Here is a 23,094-nt window from a genome sequence, read left to right as displayed (position 1 = left end):
AGACGTAACGAGTCAAGGAGTCTGAGTCATGTCTTACAGCAACAAGGTTCTGGATCACTACGAAAACCCGCGCAACGTCGGTTCGTTCGCGAAGGACGACGACACGGTCGGCACGGGCATGGTCGGCGCGCCGGCATGCGGCGACGTGATGAAGCTGCAGATCCGCGTCGGCGCGGACGGCGTGATCGAAGACGCGAAGTTCAAGACCTACGGTTGCGGTTCGGCGATCGCATCGAGCTCGCTCGTCACCGAATGGGTGAAGGGCAAGACGCTCGACGAGGCACTGTCGATCAAGAACACGCAGATCGCCGAGGAGCTCGCGTTGCCGCCGGTGAAGATTCACTGCTCGATCCTCGCGGAAGACGCGATCAAGGCAGCCGTGGCCGACTACAAGAAGCGCCACGACACCAAGGAAAGCGATCAGGCAGCAGCCTGAGCGGCATCGAGCGGCTAGGGAAGGAAACGCGGCGGGCTCCCGGGTGCGCCGCGGCAAGGACATCATGGCAATTACACTGACCGAAAAAGCAGCACAGCACGTCCAGAAATACCTCGTCCGTCGCGGCAAGGGTGTGGGCCTGCGGCTTGGCGTCCGTACGACCGGGTGTTCGGGGCTCGCGTACAAGCTCGAGTATGTCGACGAGCTGGCTCCCGAGGATCAGGTGTTCGAGAGCCATGGCGTGAAGGTCGTCGTCGATCCGAAGAGCCTCGCCTATATCGACGGCACCGAGCTCGACTTCGCCCGCGAAGGCCTGAACGAAGGGTTCAAGTTCAACAACCCGAACGTGAAGGACGAGTGCGGGTGCGGGGAATCGTTCCGCGTGTGACGCGGCTCCCTCCGCGCGATGCGGGCAAGAGGCGGCACGGGCCGCCTTTTTAATGTGCGGCGTTTGCTGCACGACGAACCGGAATTGAACGCGACGATGGTTTCGCTGAAAGACAGCCATTTCGACCTGTTTCACCTGCCGGCGCAATTCGCGCTCGACGAGACGGCGCTCGACGCCGCCTACCGGACGGTGCAGACGCAGGTGCATCCGGACCGCTTCGCGGCGGCCGGCGACGCGCAAAAGCGCATCGCGATGCAATGGGCCACTCGCGCGAACGAGGCTTACCGCACGCTGCGCGATCCGCTGAAGCGCGCGTCCTATCTGCTGTCGCTGCGCGGCGTCGACATCGGCGCGGAAAACAACACGGCGATGGAGCCTGCCTTCCTGATGCAGCAGATGGAGTGGCGCGAGGGCATCGAGGATGCCGCGGCCGCCCGCAACGTCGATGCGCTCTATGCATTGCTCGCCGAGTTGCGCGACGAGAAGCGCGTGCGCGTCGAGCGCCTCGGCACGCTGCTCGACAGCGGTGCCGATCAGGCCGCGGCGGAAGCCGTGCGTCAGCTGATGTTCATCGAACGGGTCGCGTCGGAAGTGGGCGCGCAGATCGAGCGCCTCGAAACTTAACCGCGTGTCTGACGGCACGCGCAGCAAACGGGCCGAGCGCCCGAACGAACCAAGATGGCTTTACTGCAAATTTCCGAACCGGGCATGGCGCCGGCGCCGCACCAGCGGCGGCTCGCCGTCGGGATCGATCTCGGCACGACGAATTCGCTCGTCGCCGCCGTGCGCAACAGCGTGCCCGAAGTCCTGCCGGACGAAGCCGGCCGCGTGCTGCTGCCGTCGGTGGTCCGTTACCTCGAGAAGGGTGGCCGCCGCATCGGCCACGAAGCGAAGGAGCAGGCCGCGACCGATCCGCGCAACACGATCGTGTCGGTCAAGCGCTTCATGGGCCGCGGCAAGGCCGAGGTCGAAGGCGCGGCGAACGCGCCGTACGAATTCGTCGACGCGCCGGGCATGGTGCAGATCCGCACGATCGACGGCGTGAAGAGCCCGGTCGAAGTGTCGGCCGAGATTCTCGCGACGCTGCGTTATCGCGCGGAAGATTCGCTCGGCGACGATCTGGTCGGTGCGGTGATCACGGTGCCCGCATACTTCGACGACGCGCAGCGCCAGGCGACCAAGGATGCCGCGCGCCTCGCGGGCCTGAACGTGCTGCGCCTGCTGAACGAACCGACCGCCGCGGCGATCGCCTATGGCCTCGACAATGCGGCTGAAGGCCTTTACGCGGTGTACGACCTCGGCGGCGGCACGTTCGACCTGTCGATCCTGAAGCTGACGAAGGGCGTGTTCGAGGTGCTGGCCGCGGGCGGCGATTCCGCCCTGGGCGGCGACGATTTCGACCACGCGCTGTTCGGTCACGTGCTCGCGCAGGCCGGGATCGACGCGAAGACGCTCGCGCCCGAGGACGTGCGCCTGCTGCTCGATCGCGTGCGCGTGCTGAAGGAAGCGCTGTCGTCGGCGCCCGAAGCGGCGCTCGACGTGACGCTGTCGAGCGGTGCGCACCTCGTGCAGACGATTTCGCACGATACCTTCGCGTCGCTCGTCGAGCCGCTCGTGCAGCGCACGCTCACGCCGACCCGCAAGGCGCTGCGCGATGCGCAGGTCACGCCGGCCGACATCAAGGGCGTCGTGCTCGTCGGCGGCGCGACGCGCATGCCGGTGATCCGCGACGCGGTCGCGAAATATTTCGGCCAGCCGCCGCTCGTGAACCTCGATCCGGACCAGGTCGTCGCGCTCGGCGCGGCGATCCAGGCCGATCTGCTCGCGGGTAACCGCGGCACCGGCGACGACTGGCTGCTGCTCGACGTGATTCCGCTGTCGCTCGGTGTCGAGACGATGGGCGGCCTCGTCGAGAAGATCATTCCGCGCAACTCGACGATTCCGATCGCGCGCGCGCAGGAATTCACGACCTTCAAGGACGGCCAGACCGCGATGGCGATCCACGTCGTGCAGGGCGAGCGCGAGCTCGTCGCCGACTGCCGGTCGCTCGCGCGCTTCGAGCTGCGCGGCATTCCGCCGATGACGGCGGGCGCGGCCCGCATTCGCGTGACCTATCAGGTCGACGCGGACGGCCTGCTGTCGGTGTTCGCACGCGAGCAGCTGTCGGGCGTCGAGGCGTCGGTCGTCGTGAAGCCGTCGTACGGCCTCGCCGACGACGACATCGCGAAGATGCTGGAAGACAGCTTCAAGACCGCTGAAATCGACATGCGCGCGCGTGCGCTGCGCGAAGCGCAGGTCGAGGCCGAGCGGATGCTCGAGGCGACGCAGGCCGCGCTGGCGGCCGACGGCGAATTGCTCGATGCCGACGAGCGCGCGCAGGTCGACGCGCTGGCCGCGGCGTTGCGCGCGGTCGCGCAGGGCGACGATACGAATGCGATCGAAGCGGCGACCAAGGCGCTGGCCGACGGTACCGACGAATTCGCGGCGCGCCGGATGGACAAGAGCATCAAGCGCGCGCTGTCGGGCCGCCGGCTCGACGAGATCTGAACCCACGAACCGCGCATCGGCCGGCAACGGCCCGCGCGACGATGAACGTGCGGCGCGTGGCGCCGCACCCTGACTGACGGAACGAACATGCCTCAACTGGTGGTGCTGCCTCACGTCGAACTGTGCCCGGACGGCGCGGTGATCGACGCGACGCCCGGCAAGAGTATCTGCGACAACCTGCTCGATCACGGGATCGAGATCGAGCACGCATGCGAGAAGTCGTGTGCATGCACGACGTGCCACGTGGTGATCCGCGAAGGCTTCAACGATCTGACGCCGTCCGAGGAGGACGAGGACGATCTGCTGGACAAGGCGTGGGGCCTCGAGCCGACGTCGCGTCTGTCGTGCCAGGCGATCGTGAAGGAAGATTCGGACCTGGTGGTCGAGATCCCGAAGTACTCGATCAACCACGCGAAGGAAAATCACTGACAGGAACCGGAGACAGGCGATGAAATGGACCGATTCGCGTGAAATAGCCATTGCGCTGGCGGACAAGTACCCGGACATCGACCCGCAGCGAATCAACTTCGTCGACCTGCGCCAGTGGGTGCTCGAACTCGACGGCTTCGACGACGATCCGGCGCACTCCGGCGAGAAGATCCTCGAGGCGATCCAGGCGCACTGGATCGACGAAGCGGATTTCGACGACGAGGACTGACCGACCCGACCGGTCGCGGCGCGCGCTGCAACGGCGCACGCCGCGCCCATGAAAAACGGCTCGCGAGCAAGCGCTCGCGAGCCGTTTTCGTTTTGGGCGCGCCGCCGCGCACGACACACGGGCAGCGAACGCCGGCGACTACACGATCAGATGATTACGCGCCGACCAGCGTGCCGTTCTCGATCCGCACGCGCTGGCCCTGGCCGAACGGCGGCGGGTTGTGGTACGTGAACGTGCGCGTCGCACCGCTTTCCATCTGCACTTGCACCTGATAGTCGGTTTCCGCGCGAACCTGCTTCTCGACCTGGTTACCGGCGAGCCCGCCGCCCAGCGCGCCGATGATCGTCATCGCGGTGCGGCCGTTGCCGTTGCCGAACTGGTTGCCGAGCAGGCCGCCGGCCGCCGCGCCGCCCACGGCGCCGATCCCCGAGCTCTGGCCCGGCGTGCGCGTCTGCGTGATCGAGACGACCGTGCCGCAGCTCTGGCAGTAGGTTTGCGCAGGCGCCGACGGCTGCTGCGCGTATTGCGGCGGCTGCGGCGCGGTCGTGTGACGGCGGTGCGGTGCGGCCGGGCGCGGCGCCGGCTTCGGCTCGGCCTGCGCGACGGCGGCCTTCTGCTGCGCGGCGGCCTGTTCCGCCGCCTGCCGCTGCGCTTGCGCGGCGAGCGCGGCGCTGGCGGCCGCGGCCGTATCGACGGCCGGCTGCGACGCGATCAGCGCGGCCTGGGTCTGACCGTTCTGTTCGTTGCTGCTGGTGGCTTTCGGGAAGACGCCCGTGATCGCCGCGGTCGCCGCGAGGCTGGCGACGATGACGGCGCCGGCCGCGGTGGCGATCAGCGGGTGGAGGCGTTGCTTTTGCGGCGTGGTCTGATTCTGGTTGTCCATTTTTTTCTCCAAGGTCGATCCGGATCGACGCACTGCGCCGGAGCAGGATCCCACGCTCGGGAGCGAGCAGACTCGGCGTTCCGGTGCCTCGTTCTGGTCCCGTGCTCATGCGTGGTGACGCAACAGGAGTGTCGTTCACGGCCCAGCGGCGCGCCGTATCAAGGTGTAACGAATTGCAGCGCGGGATCGGCGCTTGCTACCGGGAAAACCCGGGGAAGGCCGTCGCGACGTGGGAATAAAACGGGGAAGGATCGAAGGCCGACAGACGCCGGCTGGCGGGATTTACGCGTCGTTACAAAGCCGACGCGTGCGCGCCACGGAATGCGGCGCACACGCGGGGACGGCCGTCAGTCTTCGCGGCGCAGGTGTGGGAACAGCAGCACGTCGCGGATCGTCGGGCTGTCGGTCAGCAGCATCACGAGACGGTCGATGCCGATCCCGCAACCGCCGGTCGGCGGCATCCCGTATTCGAGCGCGCGGATGTAGTCGGCGTCGAAGAACATCGCTTCCTCGTCGCCCGCATCTTTCTGCTCGACCTGCTTCTTGAAGCGCGCGGCCTGGTCTTCCGGATCGTTCAGTTCCGAGAAGCCGTTCGCGATCTCGCGGCCGGTCATGAACAGCTCGAAACGCTCGGTGATGCCCGGCACCGTATCCGATGCGCGTGCGAGCGGCGACACCTCGACCGGGTAGTCGATGATGTAGGTCGGCTCCCACAGCTGCGATTCCGCGGTTTCCTCGAACAGCGCGAGCTGCAGCGCGCCGATGCCTGCATTCAGGAAGGCCGGCTGCGACACGTCGACGCCGAGGCGCTTCAGTTCCGTGCGCAGGAACGCGTCGTCCGACAACTGGCCGTCGGTGTAGTCCGGTGCGTACTTCTGGATCGCCTGCGTGATCGTCAGGCGATGGAACGGCTTCGCGAGGTCGAGCTCGCGGCCCTGATACTGGATCGTCGCGGTGCCGAGCGCATCGATCGCCGCCTGGCGGATCAGTTGCTCGGTGAAGTCCATCAGCCAGCGGTAGTCGGTGTACGCGGCGTAGAACTCCATCATCGTGAATTCCGGGTTGTGGCGCGGCGACACGCCTTCGTTCCGGAAATTGCGATTGATTTCGAACACGCGCTCGAAGCCGCCGACGATCAGGCGCTTCAGGTACAACTCCGGCGCGATGCGCAGGAACATCTGCATGTCGAGCGCATTGTGATGCGTGACGAACGGCTTCGCGGCCGCGCCGCCCGGGATCGGGTGCAGCATCGGCGTCTCGACTTCCATGAACTCGGCGTTGTCCATGAACTTGCGGATCGACGCGATCGTCTTCGTGCGGGCGCGGAACGTGTCGCGCGTTTCCGGCGTGACGATCAGGTCGACGTAGCGCTGGCGGTAGCGCATTTCCTGGTCGGACAGGCCGTGGAACTTGTCCGGCAGCGGACGCAGCGCCTTCGACAGCAGGCGCAGCTCCTTGCACTGGACCGACAACTCGCCCTTGTTGGTGCGGAACAGCACGCCGCGCGCGGCGACGATGTCGCCGAGGTCCCACTTCTTGAACGCGTCGTAGGTGTCGGCGCCGACGTCGTTCGGCGTCACGAAGAACTGAATCTGGCCCGACCCGTCCTGCACCGTCGCGAAGCTCGCCTTGCCCATCACGCGCTTGAGCATCATGCGGCCGGCGACCGACACCTCGACCGGATTCGCTTCGAGCGCGGCCTTGTCCGAATCGGCGAATTTGGCCTGCAGGTCGGCTGCATGGTGCTCGGGCCGGAAGTCGTTCGGATAGGCGACGCCTTGCTCGCGCAACGCGCGCAGCTTCTCGCGGCGCTCGGCGATGATCTGGTTGTCGTCCGCCGTGACGGCGGGCTGCGTTTGGGTCGGTTCGGTCATGATGGTCGGAATTCGGAGTGGGGTGCGGCAACGCAAACGGGAAGGGCGGCGCGGGCCGGCCGCGCCGCAGCGCTTACACGCCCTGTTTGAGGCTCGCGCTGATGAAGTCGTCGAGGTCGCCGTCGAGCACCGCACGCGTGTTGCTCATTTCGACGTTCGTGCGCAGGTCCTTCACGCGGCTCTGGTCGAGCACGTACGAGCGGATCTGGTGGCCCCAGCCCACATCGGTCTTGCTCGATTCGAGCTTGTCCTGCTCGGCCTGGCGCTTGCGCATTTCGACTTCGTACAGGCGCGACTTCAGCATCGCCATCGCTTCGGCGCGGTTGCGGTGCTGCGAGCGGTCGTTCTGGCACTGCACGACGATGCCGGTCGGCATGTGCGTGATCCGCACCGCGGAGTCGGTCTTGTTGATGTGCTGGCCGCCCGCGCCCGACGCGCGGTACGTGTCGATGCGCAGGTCGGCCGGGTTGATCTCGACTTCGATCGAGTCGTCGATTTCCGGATAGACGAACACCGACGAGAACGACGTATGGCGGCCGCCCGACGAGTCGAACGGCGACTTGCGCACGAGGCGGTGAATGCCCGTTTCGGTGCGCAGGAAGCCGTATGCGTATTCGCCCGTGACCTTGACCGTCGCGTTCTTGATGCCGGCGACGTCGCCGTCGGATTCTTCGAGCACTTCGGCCTTGAAGCCCTTGCGTTCGCAGTAGCGCAGGTACTGGCGCAGCAGCATCGACGCCCAGTCGCATGCCTCGGTGCCGCCGGCGCCGGCCTGGATGTCGATGAAGCAGTTGTTCGGATCGGCCGGGTTCGAGAACATCCGGCGGAATTCGATGTCGCCGACGCGCGCCTCGAGCTTCGCGGCGTCTTCTTCCGAGGCGAGAAGCGTATCCTCGTCGCCTTCCTCGCGCGCCAGCTCGAACAGGTCGAGCGCGTCGCGCAAGTCGCTATCGAGCGCGGTGAGCGTCGTGACGACGCCTTCAAGCAGCTTTTTCTCGCGACCGAGCGCCTGGGCGTTCTTCGAATCGTTCCAGACGTTCGGGTCTTCGAGTTCCTTGTTGACTTCGGTCAGACGCGCAGCTTTGGCGTCGTAGTCAAAGATACCCCCGAAGCTCGCCCGCGCGATTGCGCAGGTCGAGCAGGGAGCTTTCGATCGCGTTGAGACGTTCCGCTTCCATGATCGTTCGCTGTTCCGGCTTCGTAAAAAAGCGGAATTATAGCCGATCGGCCGGGTTGCCCGGTGACGCAAACGGTGCCTGTACGCGTGTTGACGGCCTCGTCCGGCGCGTCGCGCACAGGCAGGGGCGGGCATCGCGGAACGGCCGGCCCACTCAGCCGGCCGCGTGTTCGACGATCAGCTGGACGCGCGTGACGCCGTTCCACGTATCGGCGACGAGCCGGTACGCGACCAGCGCGCTCGCCGGCAGCGGCTCGGTATGGTTGAACCAGATCGCGTTGAAGCGCTGGCGACCGCGCGCGAGCTGCAGCTTCAGGTGCTTTTCCTTCACGAGCGACTGCGACACGACGTCGAATTCGCCCGAGAAAAGCGGGGCCGGAAACCCTTGCCCCCACACGGCTTCGTCGAGCAGGCCGACGAACTGCGGCGTGAAGTACGCGTCCTCGAGTTCGCCGTCGGTCTCGATCACGCGGGCCAGCGCGTCGTCGGACAGCCATTCGCGCGCGACGGCCTCGAACGCGGCCGCGAAGCGCGGCACGTTGTCGGTGTCGAGCGTGAGGCCCGCCGCCATCGCGTGGCCGCCGAACGCGACGATCAGGTCCGGTTCGCGTTTCGACACGAGGTCGAGTGCGTCGCGCAGATGGAAGCCGGCGATCGACCGGCCGGAACCCTTGACCCGCTTGCCGTCGTCGTCGGCGTGCGCGAACGTGAACGACGGGCGGTGGAATTTTTCCTTGAGCCGGCCGGCGACGATGCCGATCACGCCCTGGTGCCACTCCGGATTGAACAGCGTGATCGTGCACGCGTCGGCCGGATCGACGTCGGCGAGATCGGCGAGCGCCTGCTGCTGCATGCCGGCCTCGATTTCGCGGCGCTCGCGGTTCATCACGTCGAGCTGCTGCGCGAGATCCCACGCGCGGCCGATGTCGTCGGTGATCAGGCATTCGATGCCGAGCGACATGTCGGACAGCCGCCCGGCCGCGTTCAGGCGCGGGCCGAGGCCGAAGCCGAGGTCGAAGCCCGATGCGGTGCGCGCTTCGCGCGCGGCGGCGCGGAACAGCGCGGCGACGCCTGGCTGCATGCGGCCGTTGCGGATGCGCTGCAGCCCTTGCGCGACGAGCACGCGGTTGTTGCCGTCGAGCCGCACGACGTCGGCGACGGTGCCGAGCGCGACGAGGTCGAGCAGACCGTCGAGGCGCGGCTCGGCTTCCTTGCTGGCGAACGCGCCGCGGCGGCGCAGCTCGGCGCGCAGCGCGAGCAGCACGTAGAACATCACGCCCACGCCGGCCAGGTGCTTGCTCGGGAACGCGCAGCCGGGCTGGTTCGGGTTGACGATCGCGCGCGCGGCGGGCAGCGCGTCGCCGGGCAGGTGGTGGTCGGTCACGAGCACGTCGATGCCGCGCGCGTTCGCGGCTTCGACGCCGGCGACGCTCGCGATCCCGTTGTCGACCGTGATCAGCAGGTCGGGCTTGCGCGCGGCCGCGAGCTCGACGATCTCCGGCGTGAGGCCGTAGCCGTATTCGAAGCGGTTCGGCACCAGGTAGTCGATCCGCGCGCCGAACATCCGCAGGCCGCGCACCGCGACCGCGCAGGCGGTCGCGCCGTCGCAGTCGTAGTCGGCGACGACGAGCAGGCGCCGCTTGTCGGCGATCGCGTCGGCGAGCAGCACCGCCGCATCGGCGCAGCCTTTCAGCTCGGTGGGCGGAACGAGGCGCGCGAGCGCGGTCTCGATGTCGACGGGCGACTGCACGCCGCGCGACGCATACAGGCGCGCGAGGACGGGGTGCAGGCCGTGGCGCGCGAGCGCTTCGGCGTCGGCGGGCGCGACGGGGCGGGTAACGATGCGGGTCATACGGGTGGGCTTGTTATTCGAACAGGGAGGCAAGCGCGCGGCGGCGCCAGAACTTGCGCAGGTCGCCGCGCGTCGCGTGCAGCGTGACGGAGCTCGTGTCGCCGCACAGCGTCACGTCGACGCTCGCCAGTTCGCCGTTCTGCAGCGCGGCGAGCGCGGGTGCGAACCAGTCGCGCTCCAGCGCGGCGAGGCCGTCGTGCCAGCGCGCCCAGTCCTGCTCGATGAACGGGGTGGTCAGCGCCGGCAGCTCGACGAGCGTCGCGCCGTCGGCGCCGGGCAGCGCGCCGAACGTCGCGGGCAGGTTGCCGGCTTCGGCTTGCGCGGCGCGCGCGAGGCCGAGCGCGGCCGGCGACGCGGACACCACGCGCGCGAACGGCTTGCCGACCGGCTTCAGCGTGCCCTGCGCATGGAACCAGATCGAATTGACGGCCGGCAGGCCACGGGCCTCGCGGGCTTCGTTCACCGGGTGCTGGAACCACGCCATCTGCACTTCGTTCTGCAGTTTCATCCACATCCGCGAGCGCTCGCCCGTGTGCGCCTCGTGCGGCAGCCAGATCTCGATGTTGCGGCCGCTGGCGCGCAGCGGCGCGGCGCCGGCGAGGCGCGCGAGCTGGTCGCTCGACAGGTACCAGCGCGCGGGGTTCGGCGCTTCGAGCCGCACGCCCAGCTCCTCGATCAGCGGCCGCGCGACCGCGAGCAGCGCGGCCGCGTCGCCGTCGTCGAGCGCGAGGGCGGCCGGATCGACGAGCACCAGATGATCGTGCGCGATTTCGACGTGCACGGGCTCGACGCACGCCCACGCGTGCGCGCCGGGATCGCCGCCGTCGGCCAGCAGCATGTAGGGCGCGAGCGGCGCCTCGTCGGCGGCGTTGCCCTGCGTGGCGCCGAACCGGCTGGCCAGCCAGCGCTCGTGCGGCAGCGTGCGCTGGAAGTCCTCGCCGGTCACGCGCTCGACGAGGCTTGCTCGGGCGAGCAACTTTTGGAGCGCGGGGCTGTCCAGCGTATGCAGGGACGAGGCCGCGTCGGCCGCCGACGGCAGCGCGAACGGAACGAGAAAATGGAGGCGTCGGTCGTGCATGATGGTGCGCATTGTATGGCAAACTGCGCGCGTGATCGGGCCGGCTGACGGCCCGTTCGCGTCCGGCGGCCGTTTTTTCGACCGTGCCCGGGCTGCCGGCCGCCACCCGGCGGCGGTCCGGCCGCGGCGCGCCTCCCGCCGTAACCAGCAGAAAGGATTCGCTTGAAACTTCCGTACGAATGGCAGATCGGCTGGCGCTACACGCGCGCCGGCAAACGCACGACCGGCAACGGCTTCATTTCCTTCATCGCGCTCGTCTCGATGCTCGGGATCGCGCTCGGCGTCGCGGCGCTGATCGTCGTGCTGTCGGTGATGAACGGCTTCCAGAAGGAGGTGCGCGACCGCATGCTGTCGGTGCTCGCGCACGTCGAGGTGTTCTCGCCGACGGGCTCGATGCCCGACTGGCAACTGACCGCGCAGGAAGCGCGCCGCAATCCGGCGGTGATCGGCGCGGCGCCGTACGTCGACGCGCAGGCGCTGCTCACGCGCCAGGACGCGGTGAGCGGCGTGATGCTGCGCGGCGTCGAACCGTCGCTCGAGCCGCAGGTGTCGGACATCGGCAAGGACATGAAGGCCGGCCGGCTGGCCGCGCTCGTGCCGGGCCAGTTCGGCATCGTGCTCGGCGACGCGCTCGCCGGCAATCTCGGCGTGACGGTCGGCGACAAGGTCACGCTCGTCGCGCCCGAAGGCTCGATCACGCCGGCCGGCATGATGCCGCGCCTGAAGCAGTTCACCGTGGTCGGCGTGTTCGAATCGGGCCACTACGAATACGACAGCACGCTCGCGATGATCAACATACGCGACGCCGAGGCGCTATTCCGGATGAGCGCGCCGACCGGCGTGCGGCTGCGACTCACCGACATGCAGAAGGCGCCGCAGGTCGCCGTCGAGCTGTCGCATACGCTGTCGGGCAGCCTCTACATCCGCGACTGGACCCAGCAGAACAAGACGTGGTTCTCGGCCGTGCAGATCGAGAAGCGGATGATGTTCATCATCCTCACGCTGATCATCGCGGTGGCCGCGTTCAACCTCGTGTCGTCGCTCGTGATGACGGTCACCAACAAGCAGGCCGACATCGCGATCCTGCGCACGCTCGGCGCGCAGCCGGGGTCGATCATGAAGATCTTCGTCGTGCAGGGCGTGACGATCGGCTTCGTCGGCACCGCGTCCGGCGTCGCGCTTGGCTGCCTGATCGCGTGGAGCATCCCGTGGCTGATCCCGATGATCGAGCATCTGTTCGGCGTGCAGTTCCTGCCGCCCTCGGTGTACTTCATCAGCGAGCTGCCGTCCGAACTCGTCGCGAGCGACGTGATCCGGATCGGGCTGATCGCGTTCGCGCTGTCGGCCGTCGCGACGCTCTATCCGAGCTGGCGCGGCGCGAAGGTGAAGCCGGCGGAGGCGCTCCGCTATGAATGACCGCGCGGCCGCATTCGCGGACTCACGACAACAACACAACAGACAGGATTCGGCAGGTATGCAGGAATACGTGCTTCAGGCGCGCGGGATCACGAAGGCGTTCGTACAGGGCGGCTTCAACGTGCAGGTGCTCGACAACACCGAGCTGACGGTGCGGCGCGGGGAGAAGCTCGCGGTCGTCGGCGCGTCGGGCTCCGGCAAGAGCACGCTGCTGCACGTGCTCGGCGGCCTAGACGAACCGAGCGCCGGCGAAGTGTCGCTGCTCGGCAGGCCTTTTACGCAGCTCGCCGAGCGCGAGCGCAACGAACTGCGCAACCGTGCGCTCGGCTTCGTCTACCAGTTCCACCACCTGCTGCCCGAGTTCACGGCGCTCGACAACGTCGCGATGCCGTTGCGCATCCGCCGGATGACGACCGAGGACGCGCGGGAGCAGGCACAGGCGATGCTCGAACGCGTCGGTCTCGGCCCGCGTGCGAAGCACCGGCCGGGCGAGCTGTCGGGCGGCGAACGGCAGCGCGTCGCGATCGCGCGCGCGCTGGTTACGAAGCCCGCGTGCGTGCTCGCCGACGAGCCGACCGGCAACCTCGACGGCACGACGGCCGACACGGTGTTCAACCTGATGCTCGAACTGTCCGAGACGCTCGAAACGAGTTTCGTGATCGTCACGCACGACCCCGATCTCGCCGCGCGCTGCGACCGCATCATGCGGCTGCGCGACGGGGTGCTGCACGAGGAGCCGGCGCTGCCGGTGTAAAAAAGCCACGCCGCTCGCCGGCCGCCTGTTCGTCGCGGCATGGCACAACGGCGCAGGACCGCTGCCATGTGGATCGACACGCACTGCCATCTCGATGCCGCCGAGTTCGACACCGACCGCGACGCGGTCGCGCAGGCTGCGCACGCGGCCGGCGTGTCGCGCATCGTGATCCCGAGCATCGGGCGCGACAACTTCACGACGGTGCGCGAACTCGCGCAGCGCACGCCGGGCGCGGCGTACGCGCTCGGCATTCATCCGATGTATACGCCGCAGGCGCGCGACGCCGATCTCGACCGGCTGCGCATGGAGATCGAGGCGAGCCTCGACGATCCGCGTTTCGTCGCGATCGGCGAGATCGGGCTCGACTATTTCGTGCCGGGGCTCGACGAAGACCGGCAGCAGTTCTTCTACCAGGGCCAGCTCCGGCTCGCGCGGGAATTCGATCTGCCGGTGCTGTGCCACGTGCGCAAGTCGCAGGACCGCGTGCTGGCCGGGCTGCGCCGTTTCGGCGTGCGGCGCGGCATCGCGCATGCGTTCAACGGCAGTTTTCAGCAGGCCGAAGCGTATCTGGCGCAGGGGCTGCATCTCGGCTTCGGCGGCAACGTGACCTTCTCGCGTGCGCGGCAGATCCGCCGGCTCGCCACCGAGTTGCCGCTCGACGCGCTCGTCGTCGAAACCGACGCGCCCGACATCGCGCCCGAATGGGCCTACAAAACCCGCAATACGCCCGACCAGGTGCCGCGCATCGGCGATGTGCTCGCCGAATTGCGCGGGATCGATACCGGCGAACTGGCCGTATGCACTTCGGCTAACGCGCTCGCCGCGCTGCCGCGACTCGCCCTTTCGTCCGCATAATCGTTGCCGGAAGGCGCCGCATGGGCAGGGGCGGCGCCGGGTCGACGAGGAGGCGGAATGCGCGTGTGGTGGATCGCGTTCGCGCTCGGCGTCGTCGTGCTGCAGCGGCAGGCGGCGTTGCCCGGGGCGATCGCATGGACGATCGGAGCAGCCGTGCTCGCGGGCTGTGCGGCGCTGGGCGCGTGGTGCGTGCGTCGGCGGCGCACGCGTGCGGTCGTCGTGGGCGGATGGATGCTGTGCGTGGTCGCGGCCTGCGTCGCGGGGTTCGGCTATGCGGCCGCGCGGGCCGAATGGCGGTTGCGCGACAGTCTGCCTGTCGAGTGGGAAGGGCGCGACATCGTCGTCACGGGCGTGATCCGCGGGTTGCCGGTCGTTGACGAGACGGGCGCGCGGCTGCTGTTCGCGGTCGAGTCGAACGATGCGGGGCTCACCCGTTTTCCGCCATTGATCCGGCTGTCGTGGCGCGCGTATGGCGCATCCGCGACGCGCGATGCGCTGCCCGATTTGCGCGCTGCCGAGCGCTGGCGTTTCGTCGTGCGTCTCAAGCGCCCGCATGCCGAGGCCAATCCCGGCGTGCGCGACAGCGAGGCCGCGTGGCTCGCCGCGGGCATTCGTGCGATCGGCTATGTCAGTGCGCCGCGTCGGGCGGTATTGCTCGATGCGCGCGCATCGGGGTGGCGCGCATCGATCGACCGGGTGCGCGACACGCTGCGTGCACGCATCGGCGCGGTGCTGGGTAGCGATGCGGCGCACCGCGGCATCGTCGCCGCGCTGGCCATCGGCGACCAATCGGGCATCGGCGGCGACAACTGGCGCGTCCTGCGCAACACCGGCACGAGCCACCTGGTCGCGATTTCCGGTCTCCATGTCGGGCTGGTCGGCGCGATCGCCGGCTGGCTGGTCTCGATGGTCTGGCGCCGCGTGCGCTGGCGCGCGCGGGCCGCGACGCTCGTGTTGCCGGCGCCGTACGCGGCCGCGCTTGCCGCGCTGGTTGCTGCCGCGGGCTACGCCGCGCTCGCCGGCTTCAACGTGCCGGCACAGCGCGCGTGGTGGATGATCGCGGGTGGCGGCGTCGCATATCTGGCCGGCCGCAGCGTGCCGACGTCCGCGGTGTTGTGCGCGGCGCTCGGCGGCGTGCTGCTCGCCGATCCGTGGGCCGTGCTGTCGGCCGGCTTCTGGCTGTCGTTCGGCGCGGTCGCGGTGATCCTGTTGGCCGTCGCCGGCTGGCGCGCGGTGCGCGAGATCGATCGGAACGACGAGATCGACGAAACGGGCGCGGAAAGCGGTACGGCCCGCTTGCGGAGGCGGGTGCGCGGATGGGTCACGCGCTGCCGGCGCCGCATCGCCGAGGCGACGCGCGTGCAGTACGCGGTGACGATCGGTCTCGCGCCGCTCACCGCCGCCTGGTTCGCACAGATCTCCCTGTCGGGCCCGTTCGGCAATGCATTCGCGATTCCGTGGGTCAGCTCGGTCGTGACGCCGGTCGTGCTGGCCGGCATCGCGTTGCCGCCGCCGCTCGATGCGGCGGCCTTCCGGCTGGCGCATGCGGCGCTCGCACCGATGATGGCGCTCCTCGCGCACCTGGCCGACTGGCCGGCCGGTGTGTTCTGGCTGCGCATGCCCGAGTGGCCGGTGTTGGCGCTCGCATGCGTGGGGGTCGTGTGGGCGCTGATGCCGCGCGGCTGGCCGTTGCGTTGGGCCGCGCCGCTGACGTGGCTGCCGCTCGTCGCGCCGGCGCCCGACGCGCCGCCGCCGGGCGGTTTTCGGCTCACCGTGCTCGACGTCGGGCAGGGCGCGGCGGTGCTGGTCGAAACCGCTCGGCGAACCTTGCTGTTCGATGCGGGGCCGGGCGCGGAGTCGTCCCACGCCGGCACGCGGATCGTCGCGCCGGCATTGCGGGCGCGCGGCATCGCGACGATCGACTCGCTTGTGCTCAGTCACGCGGATGCCGATCATGCGGGCGGCGCGCCGGCCGTCTATGCGGCCGCCGACGTGCGCCAGTTGCTGGCCGGCATTGCGCCGCGGCACCGGCTGTGGCGCGAGGCGCAGGCGGCCGGCGTGGCCGATCGGCTGCCTTGTGCGGCCGGGCAGCGGTGGACCTGGGACGGCGTCGTCTTCACGATGCTGTGGCCGCCGGGCGGGGTGGGCACGGGTTCGTCGAACGGACAATCGTGTGTGCTGCGCATCGATGCGGGTGGCGCCTCGGCATTGCTGACGGGCGACATCGATGCGCGCGGCGAGCGCCGGCTCGTGAATGAGGCGCGCGACGCGCTGGCCGCGCAGATCCTGGTCGTGCCGCACCACGGCAGCCGCACGTCGTCGGTCGAGCCTTTCCTCGATTCGGTCGGGCCGCGCGTCGCGGTATTTCCTGTAGGCTATCGCAATCGTTTCGGGCATCCGCACCGGACCGTGCTCGCCCGCTACGAGGCGCGCGGGATTCCGCTGCCGCGCACCGATCGCGACGGCGCCGTGCGGTTCGACGTCGCGCCGGCCGGCGGCGGGTTCGCATTCGCACGCTATCGCGACGAACGGCGCCGGTACTGGATGGACCGGTGAGCGCGGCGAAGGCTGGCGTATCGGGACGGAAAACTCGCGGCCGGCGTACCGTGCCGAAGTGCGGTTCCGACATAAATATGAAGCATGGGGCTGGCGTAAGCTGAAGCACTCACTCTCGCCGACCGCGAAGCATGCATTGGACGGGAGTAAGCGCTAAAGCGCCAACTCTCGTCGACAAAGGAGACATCGGCGTTTGAAGGACATCCTCCACTTCTCGCATGCGAACGGCTTCCCGGCGTCCACGTACCGGACGATCTTCGCCGAACTGGCCGACGACTACGAGCTGCGCTACATCGAACGGATCGGCCACGACCGCCGCTACCCGGTGACGCGCGACTGGCCGCATCTCGTCGAACAACTGCTCGACGATATCGGCAGCCGCTACGAGCGCCCGGTCTGGCTCGTCGGCCATTCGCTCGGCGGCTACCTGTCGCTGATGGCCGCGCTGAAGAAGCCGCAGTGGGTGCGCGGCGTCGTGATGATCGATTCGCCGATCATCGCGGGCTGGCGCGCCGGCGCGCTGCGCGCGAGCCAGTGGGCGGGGCTCGACGAGCGGCTGTCGCCGGCCGCCGCGACGCGCAACCGGCGCACGCGCTGGACGAGCCGCGACGAAGTGTGGCGGCACTTCCGCGAGAAGCCCGCGTTCGCCCGCTGGGACGAGCGGATGCTCGCCGACTATATCGACTACGGGATCCCGCAGGCCGGCGCCGACGGCGAGCGCGCGCTGGCGTTCGACCGGCAGGTCGAATACCTGATCTACCGGACGCTGCCGCACACGCTCGGCCCGCGGCTCGCGCACGGCGCGCCGGTGCCGCTTGGCTTCCTCGCCGGCACGCGCTCGCGCGAGGTGCGGCAGGTCGGCCTCGATGCGACGCGCCGCGCGACGCGCGGGCGCATCGAATGGCTCGAGGGCAGCCACCTGTTCCCGATGGAGCGGCCGATCGAGACCGCCCGCGCATTGCAGCGGATGCTGAATTCGCTGAAGGCGCAGGAGAGCGGCGTTTCGCAGGCCGGCGTGCCGCTCGCGAGGCGCGCCTGACGCTTCGTCGGGCGGCTGGAACGCCCGCCGGCGCATGCGCGCGGCGCCGACCGGCCGGCCGGTTCGCACCGGCGCACGCGACCGGCGCGGGCCGCCACGAAAGGGCGCGATCATCACGTCATTGCTGAGAGAAGGGCGGGCTTTACGGTATAATCCGTTTTTCCCGCGAGCATCCAGCGATGACCAAATATGTTTTCGTCACCGGCGGCGTAGTTTCTTCCCTCGGCAAGGGTATTGCCGCCGCCTCTCTCGCCGCGATCCTCGAATCGCGCGGTCTGAAAGTCACCCTCCTCAAACTCGATCCCTACATCAACGTCGACCCCGGCACGATGAGCCCGTTTCAGCACGGCGAAGTGTTCGTGACGGAAGACGGAGCGGAGACCGACCTCGACCTCGGCCACTATGAGCGCTTCATCAGCACGAAGATGCGCAAGGCCAACAACTTCACGACCGGCCAGATCTACGAATCGGTGATCCGCAAGGAACGCCGCGGCGACTATCTCGGCAAGACCGTGCAGGTCATTCCGCACATCACGAACGAAATCCAGGCGTTCATCGAGCGTGGGGCGGCATCGGCCACCTGCGGCGAGCCGGACGTCGCGATCGTCGAGATCGGCGGCACGGTCGGCGACATCGAGTCGCTGCCGTTCCTCGAGGCCGCGCGCCAGATGAGCCTGCGCCTCGGCCGCAACAGCGCGTGCTTCGTGCACCTGACGCTCGTGCCGTACGTCGCGACGGCCGGCGAGCTGAAGACGAAGCCGACCCAGCACAGCGTGCAGAAGCTGCGTGAGATCGGCATCCTGCCGCACGTGCTGCTGTGCCGTGCGGATCGCCGCATCCCCGACGACGAATCGAAGAAGATCTCGATGTTCTCGAACGTGCCCGAAGACGCCGTGATCTCGGTGTGGGACGCCGACAGCATCTACAAGATTCCGCAGATGCTGCACGATCAGGGCCTCGACCGGATCATCTGCGAAGAGCTGAAGCTGTCGCCGAAGGATGCCGACCTGAGCATGTGGTCGACGCTCGTCGAAAAGCTCGAGAACCCGCAGCACGAAGTGACGATCGGCATGGTCGGCAAGTACGTCGACCTGACCGAGTCGTACAAGTCGCTGATCGAGGCGCTGCGTCATGCATCGATCCACACGTCGACCAAGGTCAACATCGAGTACATCGACTCGGAAGAGCTCGAGACGAACGGCGTCGATAGCCTGAAGCATCTCGACGCCGTGCTGGTGCCGGGCGGCTTCGGCCGTCGCGGCACGGAAGGCAAGATCGCCGCGGTTCGCTACGCGCGCGAGTCGAAGGTGCCGTATCTCGGCATCTGTCTCGGCATGCAGCTCGCGGTGATCGAATTCGCGCGCGACGTCGTCGGCCTGAAGCAGGCGAACAGCACGGAATTCGATCCGGACACGCCGGAGCGCGTGGTCGCGCTGATCACCGAATGGTACGACCGCGAAGGCAAGGTCGAGACGCGTACCGAGGAATCCGATCTCGGCGGCACGATGCGCCTGGGTTCGCAGCGCTGCCCGATCAAGCCGGGCACGATGGCGGAGGAAATCTACGGCAAGGACGTGAACGAGCGCCATCGCCACCGTTATGAAGTCAATAACCGCTTCGTGCCCCAGCTCGAAGCCGGCGGCCTTATCATCAGCGCCCGTACCCCGAGCGAGGATCTGCCGGAAATGATGGAGCTGCCGCGTTCGATGCACCCGTGGTTCGTCGGTGTCCAGTTCCACCCGGAATTCACGTCCACGCCGCGTGACGGTCATCCGCTGTTCAAGTCGTTCGTCGAAGCCGCGCTTGCCAACAAGCAAGCGCGCGGAGTGCAAGCATGAAGCTGTGCGATTTCGAGGTCGGTCTCGACCAGCCTTTCTTCCTGATCGCGGGTACCTGTGTCGTCGAATCGGAGCAAATGACGATCGACACGGCCGGCCGCCTGAAGGAGATCTGCGAGAAGCTGAACGTTCCGTTCATCTACAAGTCGTCCTACGACAAGGCGAACCGCAGTTCGGGCAAGTCGTTTCGCGGCCTCGGAATGGACGAGGGGCTGCGGATCCTCGGCGAGGTGAAGCGCCAGCTCGGGCTGCCGGTGCTGACCGACGTGCATTCGATCGACGAGATCGAGCAGGTCGCGTCGGTCGTCGACGTGCTGCAGACGCCCGCGTTCCTGTGCCGTCAGACCGATTTCATCCATGCGTGCGCGCGCTCGGGCAAGCCGGTCAACATCAAGAAGGGCCAGTTCCTCGCGCCGCACGACATGAAGAACGTGATCGACAAGGCGCGCGACGCGGCACGTGAGGCCGGGCTGTCGGAGGACCGCTTCATGGCGTGCGAGCGCGGCGTCTCGTTCGGCTACAACAATCTCGTGTCGGACATGCGTTCGCTCGCGATCATGCGCGAGACGAACGCGCCGGTCGTGTTCGATGCGACCCACTCGGTGCAGTTGCCGGGCGGGCAGGGCACGAGCTCGGGCGGCCAGCGCGAATTCGTGCCGGTGCTCGCACGCGCGGCGGTCGCGACGGGCGTCGCGGGCCTGTTCATGGAAACGCATCCGAATCCGGCCGAGGCGAAGTCGGACGGCCCGAACGCGGTGCCGCTGAACCGGATGGGCGCGTTGCTGGAGACCCTCGTCACGCTCGACCAGGCGGTGAAGCGCAATCCGTTCCTGGAAAACGATTTCAATTAAAGATCGAATGAACCTTGCGACGGCTTCGCGCGTCTGTAGCGAAAGCGGTTCCGGCGCTCACGCCGTCGCAGTTTGAAGAATCCATCGTCATTCTCAGAGGAAACCCATGAGTGCAATCGTAGATATCATCGGCCGCGAGATTCTGGATTCGCGCGGCAACCCCACCGTCGAATGCGACGTGCTGCTCGAATCGGGCACGATGGGCCGCGCGGCGGTGCCGTCGGGCGCGTCCACCGGCTCGCGTGAAGCGATCGAGCTGCGCGACGGCGAAGCCGGCCGCTACAACGGCAAGGGCGTGCTGAAGGCGGTCGAGCACATCAACACCGAAATCTCCGAAGCCATCATGGGCCTCGACGCGTCGGAACAGGCGTTCCTCGACAAGACGCTGCTCGAGCTGGACGGTACCGACAACAAGTCGCGCCTCGGCGCGAACGCGATGCTGGCCGTGTCGATGGCCGTCGCGAAGGCGGCTGCCGAAGAAGCCGGCCTGCCGCTGTACCGCTACTTCGGCGGTTCGGGCGCGATGCAACTGCCGGTGCCGATGATGAACATCGTCAACGGCGGCGCGCACGCGAACAACAGCCTGGACATCCAGGAATTCATGATCGTCCCGGTCAGCCAGCCGACGTTCCGTGAAGCGCTGCGCTGCGGCGCGGAAGTGTTCCACGCGCTGAAGAAGATCCTCAGCGATCGCGGCATGAGCACGGCGGTGGGCGACGAAGGCGGTTTCGCACCGAACTTCGGCAGCAACGACGAGTGCCTGTCGACGATCCTGCAGGCGATCGAGAAGGCCGGCTACCGTGCGGGCGAAGACGTGCTGCTCGCGCTCGACTGCGCGGCATCCGAGTTCTACCACGACGGCAAGTACCAGCTCGCGGGCGAGGGCCTGCAACTGTCGTCGGCCGAATTCACCGATTACCTCGCGACGCTCGCCGACAAGTTCCCGATCGTGTCGATCGAGGACGGCATGCACGAAAGCGACTGGGACGGCTGGAAGCTGCTGACCGATCGCCTCGGCAAGAAAGTGCAACTGGTCGGCGACGACCTGTTCGTCACGAACACGCGCATCCTGAAGGAAGGCATCGAGAGGGGCATCGCGAACTCGATCCTCATCAAGATCAACCAGATTGGTACGCTGACCGAAACGTTCGCGGCGATCGAAATGGCGAAGCGCGCGGGTTACACGGCCGTGATCTCGCACCGCTCGGGCGAAACGGAAGATTCGACGATCGCGGACATCGCGGTCGGCCTGAACGCCGGTCAGATCAAGACGGGTTCGCTGTCGCGCAGCGACCGCATCTCGAAGTACAACCAGCTGCTGCGTATCGAGGAAGATCTCGGCGACATCGCGAGCTACCCGGGCAAATCGGCTTTCTATAACCTGCGCTAACGCGCTACTATCGGGTTAGTCATCTCGACGCCGCTCTGTGCCTGTGCGCGGAGCGGCGCTTCTTATATCTGCGTCTCTTACATGCGGCTTGTCACTGTCGTCCTGATTGCCTTGCTGGCGCTCATTCAGTACCCCCTATGGTGGGGACACGGCGGCTGGCTGCGGGTGCACGAATTGCGTCAGCAACTCGACGATCAGTTGCAGAAGAACGCGGACGAGAAGCTGCGCAACGAGCGCACCGCCGGTGAAGTGCAGGATCTGCAGAGCGGCACTGCGGCGATCGAGGAGCGTGCGCGCTACGAGATGGGCATGGTGAAGGACGGCGAAGTATTCGTGCAGTTCGTGTCGCCGAATGCGCCGGCAGGGCCGGTGAACAACACGCCGTCGAATACGTCGACGCGTGGCGCCGTCTCCGCGGCGCCGGTGCGCGTCGTGCCGAATCCGCAGTCGATCGCGAAACCGTCGCGGTATCGCGGCGGCGACAAGGGCAAGGCGGCGCATCACTGAGCGCGATGCCTCGAATCCATTGAAAAAGCGCGGGAAATGCCGCGCTTTTTTATTTCCTGCCAGTCGTCAATCGATCGGGCGACGCCCGCTCACCACCACCAGCCCGGGTAGCCGTAACCGATACCCGTGCCCCAGCGATTACCCCATCCACCGTAGTACCCGCCGTAGACCGTCACGGGCGGCGGCGAGTAATAGGCCCACGCGCGCGCGGCCGCTTCGGCCGCCATCGCGCTGTTCTGCTCGCGCAGTACCTGCCGATCGATCTCGTCGTAGCGCTTGCGTTCGGCGCTCGACAGCACCGGCGGCTGGCCGCCCGACGCGCCCGGTTCGGGCAAGCGGCTCAGGATCGTGGCAGTGGGCGGCGGCATCGCGCAGCCGGCAAGCGCGAGCGTGCCGGCTGCCATGCTCGTCAGGACGAGGGTGCGGGGTGCGTAAAAGGGGCGGCGATTCATGCGTTTCTCCTGCAGCGCGCCGACCGTGGAAAGCGGCTTGCGCCGAAGGCCGTGCCTCCGGCGCTTGAACCGCGCGTGCGGCGCTCGTGCGTCATTATGCGCCCGCGCCGTGCCGCTGGCGGGCACGGGTGCGCGGCTCAGTGACGCTGGTCGGTCGCGGGTGCGATGCCGGTTTCGACACCGGGCGCCGCGAACAGTTGCGCGACGTCGACCGGATCGAATTCGTAGCGCTGGTTGCAGAACTCGCAGTGGATCTCGACGTGGCCGCGCTCGACGATCACGCTGTCGACTTCCTCGCGACCGAGCATGCGCAGCATCGCGCCGACCTTCTCGCGCGAGCACGAGCACTGGAAGCGGGTGCCGGCCGGTTCGAAGTGCTGCACGTTTTCCTGCCAGAACAGCCGGCGGAACACCACTTCCGGTTCGACTTCGAGCAGCTCCTTCGCGGACAGCGTGCCGCCGAGCGTGCACACGCGCTCCCACGTGTCGAGATCGGTCTCGGAATTGCGCGGCACGATGCCGCCGTCGCCCGGCAGCTTCTGC

22 protein-coding genes are annotated in these 23,094 nt (G+C 67.8%); 15 read left to right on the top strand and 7 right to left on the bottom strand.

Features of this window, described 5'->3' with window-relative positions; all coding sequences use genetic code 11:
- The first annotated feature begins 28 nt into the window (after positions 1–28).
- The 6 genes from iscU to iscX all read left to right on the top strand — a co-directional run bounded on the left by iscU (position 29) and on the right by iscX (position 4,029).
- Entirely contained in the window at positions 29–436 is a 408-nt protein-coding gene (gene iscU / locus AC3IFE_RS32255; RefSeq protein ID WP_006478389.1) for a Fe-S cluster assembly scaffold IscU, read from the top strand.
- Positions 437–500: 64 nt separating this feature from the next.
- A complete protein-coding gene (iscA, locus tag AC3IFE_RS32250; protein WP_011885413.1) occupies positions 501–824 on the top strand; it encodes an iron-sulfur cluster assembly protein IscA in 324 nt (107 codons plus the stop codon).
- 96 nt (positions 825–920) lie between these two features.
- Complete coding sequence (hscB, locus tag AC3IFE_RS32245) at positions 921–1,448, top strand: Fe-S protein assembly co-chaperone HscB (protein WP_489194349.1); 528 nt, start codon at positions 921–923, stop codon at positions 1,446–1,448.
- 54 nt (positions 1,449–1,502) lie between these two features.
- The gene (gene hscA / locus AC3IFE_RS32240; protein ID WP_089467805.1) at positions 1,503–3,371 is read left to right on the top strand and encodes a Fe-S protein assembly chaperone HscA; all 1,869 of its coding nucleotides are present in this window, start codon (positions 1,503–1,505) and stop codon (positions 3,369–3,371) included.
- Between the two features lie 87 nt (positions 3,372–3,458).
- Positions 3,459–3,800 carry an ISC system 2Fe-2S type ferredoxin gene (gene fdx, locus AC3IFE_RS32235; RefSeq protein WP_006478392.1) on the top strand — a complete coding sequence of 114 codons (342 nt, stop codon included), beginning with the start codon at positions 3,459–3,461 and terminating at the stop codon, positions 3,798–3,800.
- 19 nt (positions 3,801–3,819) lie between these two features.
- On the top strand, positions 3,820–4,029 hold the full coding sequence (iscX, locus tag AC3IFE_RS32230; protein WP_301738582.1) for a Fe-S cluster assembly protein IscX: 210 nt from the start codon (positions 3,820–3,822) through the stop codon (positions 4,027–4,029).
- A 154-nt stretch (positions 4,030–4,183) separates the two neighbouring features.
- Here iscX and AC3IFE_RS32225 read toward each other — a convergent pair whose 3' ends face one another.
- The 5 genes from AC3IFE_RS32225 to AC3IFE_RS32205 form a co-directional block, all read right to left on the bottom strand.
- Complete coding sequence (locus tag AC3IFE_RS32225) at positions 4,184–4,912, bottom strand: glycine zipper 2TM domain-containing protein (protein ID WP_089467803.1); 729 nt, start codon at positions 4,910–4,912, stop codon at positions 4,184–4,186.
- Positions 4,913–5,259: 347 nt separating this feature from the next.
- Positions 5,260–6,786, bottom strand: a complete 1,527-nt coding sequence (lysS, locus tag AC3IFE_RS32220) for a lysine--tRNA ligase (protein WP_050013000.1) — start codon at positions 6,784–6,786, stop codon at positions 5,260–5,262.
- Positions 6,787–6,859: 73 nt separating this feature from the next.
- A protein-coding gene (prfB, locus tag AC3IFE_RS32215; RefSeq protein ID WP_012492708.1) for a peptide chain release factor 2 occupies positions 6,860–7,964 on the bottom strand; the annotation gives its coding sequence in 2 pieces (ribosomal slippage) (positions 6,860–7,882 and positions 7,884–7,964; 1,104 coding nt in all).
- Between the two features lie 153 nt (positions 7,965–8,117).
- Positions 8,118–9,815 (bottom strand): single-stranded-DNA-specific exonuclease RecJ, encoded by a 1,698-nt coding sequence (recJ, locus tag AC3IFE_RS32210; protein ID WP_089467802.1) that lies wholly within the window; start codon positions 9,813–9,815, stop codon positions 8,118–8,120.
- Between the two features lie 13 nt (positions 9,816–9,828).
- Positions 9,829–10,893, bottom strand: a complete 1,065-nt coding sequence (locus tag AC3IFE_RS32205; RefSeq protein ID WP_089467987.1) for a regulator — start codon at positions 10,891–10,893, stop codon at positions 9,829–9,831.
- Positions 10,894–11,055: 162 nt separating this feature from the next.
- On the opposite strand from AC3IFE_RS32205, the gene AC3IFE_RS32200 reads away from it, so the two are divergent.
- The 9 genes from AC3IFE_RS32200 to ftsB all read left to right on the top strand — a co-directional run bounded on the left by AC3IFE_RS32200 (position 11,056) and on the right by ftsB (position 22,099).
- Positions 11,056–12,309 carry a lipoprotein-releasing ABC transporter permease subunit gene (locus tag AC3IFE_RS32200; protein ID WP_089467801.1) on the top strand — a complete coding sequence of 418 codons (1,254 nt, stop codon included), beginning with the start codon at positions 11,056–11,058 and terminating at the stop codon, positions 12,307–12,309.
- Positions 12,310–12,367: 58 nt separating this feature from the next.
- Positions 12,368–13,063, top strand: coding sequence for a lipoprotein-releasing ABC transporter ATP-binding protein LolD (gene lolD / locus AC3IFE_RS32195; RefSeq protein ID WP_089467800.1), 696 nt, complete (start codon positions 12,368–12,370; stop codon positions 13,061–13,063).
- Between the two features lie 66 nt (positions 13,064–13,129).
- Positions 13,130–13,918 carry a TatD family hydrolase gene (locus AC3IFE_RS32190; RefSeq protein ID WP_489194342.1) on the top strand — a complete coding sequence of 263 codons (789 nt, stop codon included), beginning with the start codon at positions 13,130–13,132 and terminating at the stop codon, positions 13,916–13,918.
- 57 nt (positions 13,919–13,975) lie between these two features.
- Complete coding sequence (locus AC3IFE_RS32185) at positions 13,976–16,474, top strand: DNA internalization-related competence protein ComEC/Rec2 (protein ID WP_489194340.1); 2,499 nt, start codon at positions 13,976–13,978, stop codon at positions 16,472–16,474.
- 193 nt (positions 16,475–16,667) lie between these two features.
- Positions 16,668–17,513, top strand: a complete 846-nt coding sequence (locus AC3IFE_RS32180) for an alpha/beta fold hydrolase (protein ID WP_089467797.1) — start codon at positions 16,668–16,670, stop codon at positions 17,511–17,513.
- A 179-nt stretch (positions 17,514–17,692) separates the two neighbouring features.
- Positions 17,693–19,351: a CTP synthase gene (pyrG, locus tag AC3IFE_RS32175; protein WP_034207739.1), complete on the top strand. Its 1,659-nt coding sequence runs from the start codon at positions 17,693–17,695 to the stop codon at positions 19,349–19,351.
- A complete protein-coding gene (gene kdsA / locus AC3IFE_RS32170) occupies positions 19,348–20,202 on the top strand; it encodes a 3-deoxy-8-phosphooctulonate synthase (protein WP_006478405.1) in 855 nt (284 codons plus the stop codon). The genes pyrG and kdsA overlap by 4 nt, the downstream gene beginning before the upstream one ends.
- A 106-nt stretch (positions 20,203–20,308) precedes the next feature.
- A complete protein-coding gene (gene eno / locus AC3IFE_RS32165; protein ID WP_059973987.1) occupies positions 20,309–21,592 on the top strand; it encodes a phosphopyruvate hydratase in 1,284 nt (427 codons plus the stop codon).
- A gap of 81 nt (positions 21,593–21,673) precedes the next feature.
- Positions 21,674–22,099 (top strand): cell division protein FtsB, encoded by a 426-nt coding sequence (ftsB, locus tag AC3IFE_RS32160; RefSeq protein ID WP_489194337.1) that lies wholly within the window; start codon positions 21,674–21,676, stop codon positions 22,097–22,099.
- Positions 22,100–22,188: 89 nt separating this feature from the next.
- Here ftsB and AC3IFE_RS32155 read toward each other — a convergent pair whose 3' ends face one another.
- Positions 22,189–22,551: a hypothetical protein gene (locus AC3IFE_RS32155; RefSeq protein ID WP_489194335.1), complete on the bottom strand. Its 363-nt coding sequence runs from the start codon at positions 22,549–22,551 to the stop codon at positions 22,189–22,191.
- Positions 22,552–22,688: 137 nt separating this feature from the next.
- A partial coding sequence (gene hslO, locus AC3IFE_RS32150; protein ID WP_489194333.1) for an Hsp33 family molecular chaperone HslO occupies positions 22,689–23,094 on the bottom strand: 406 nt, incomplete at its 5' end.

It is taken from the genome of Burkholderia sp. APQ4-4ca (assembly GCF_057837105.1).
The sequence above is the reverse complement of the archived record's forward strand: the minus strand, read 5'-3'. Positions and strand labels throughout refer to the sequence as shown.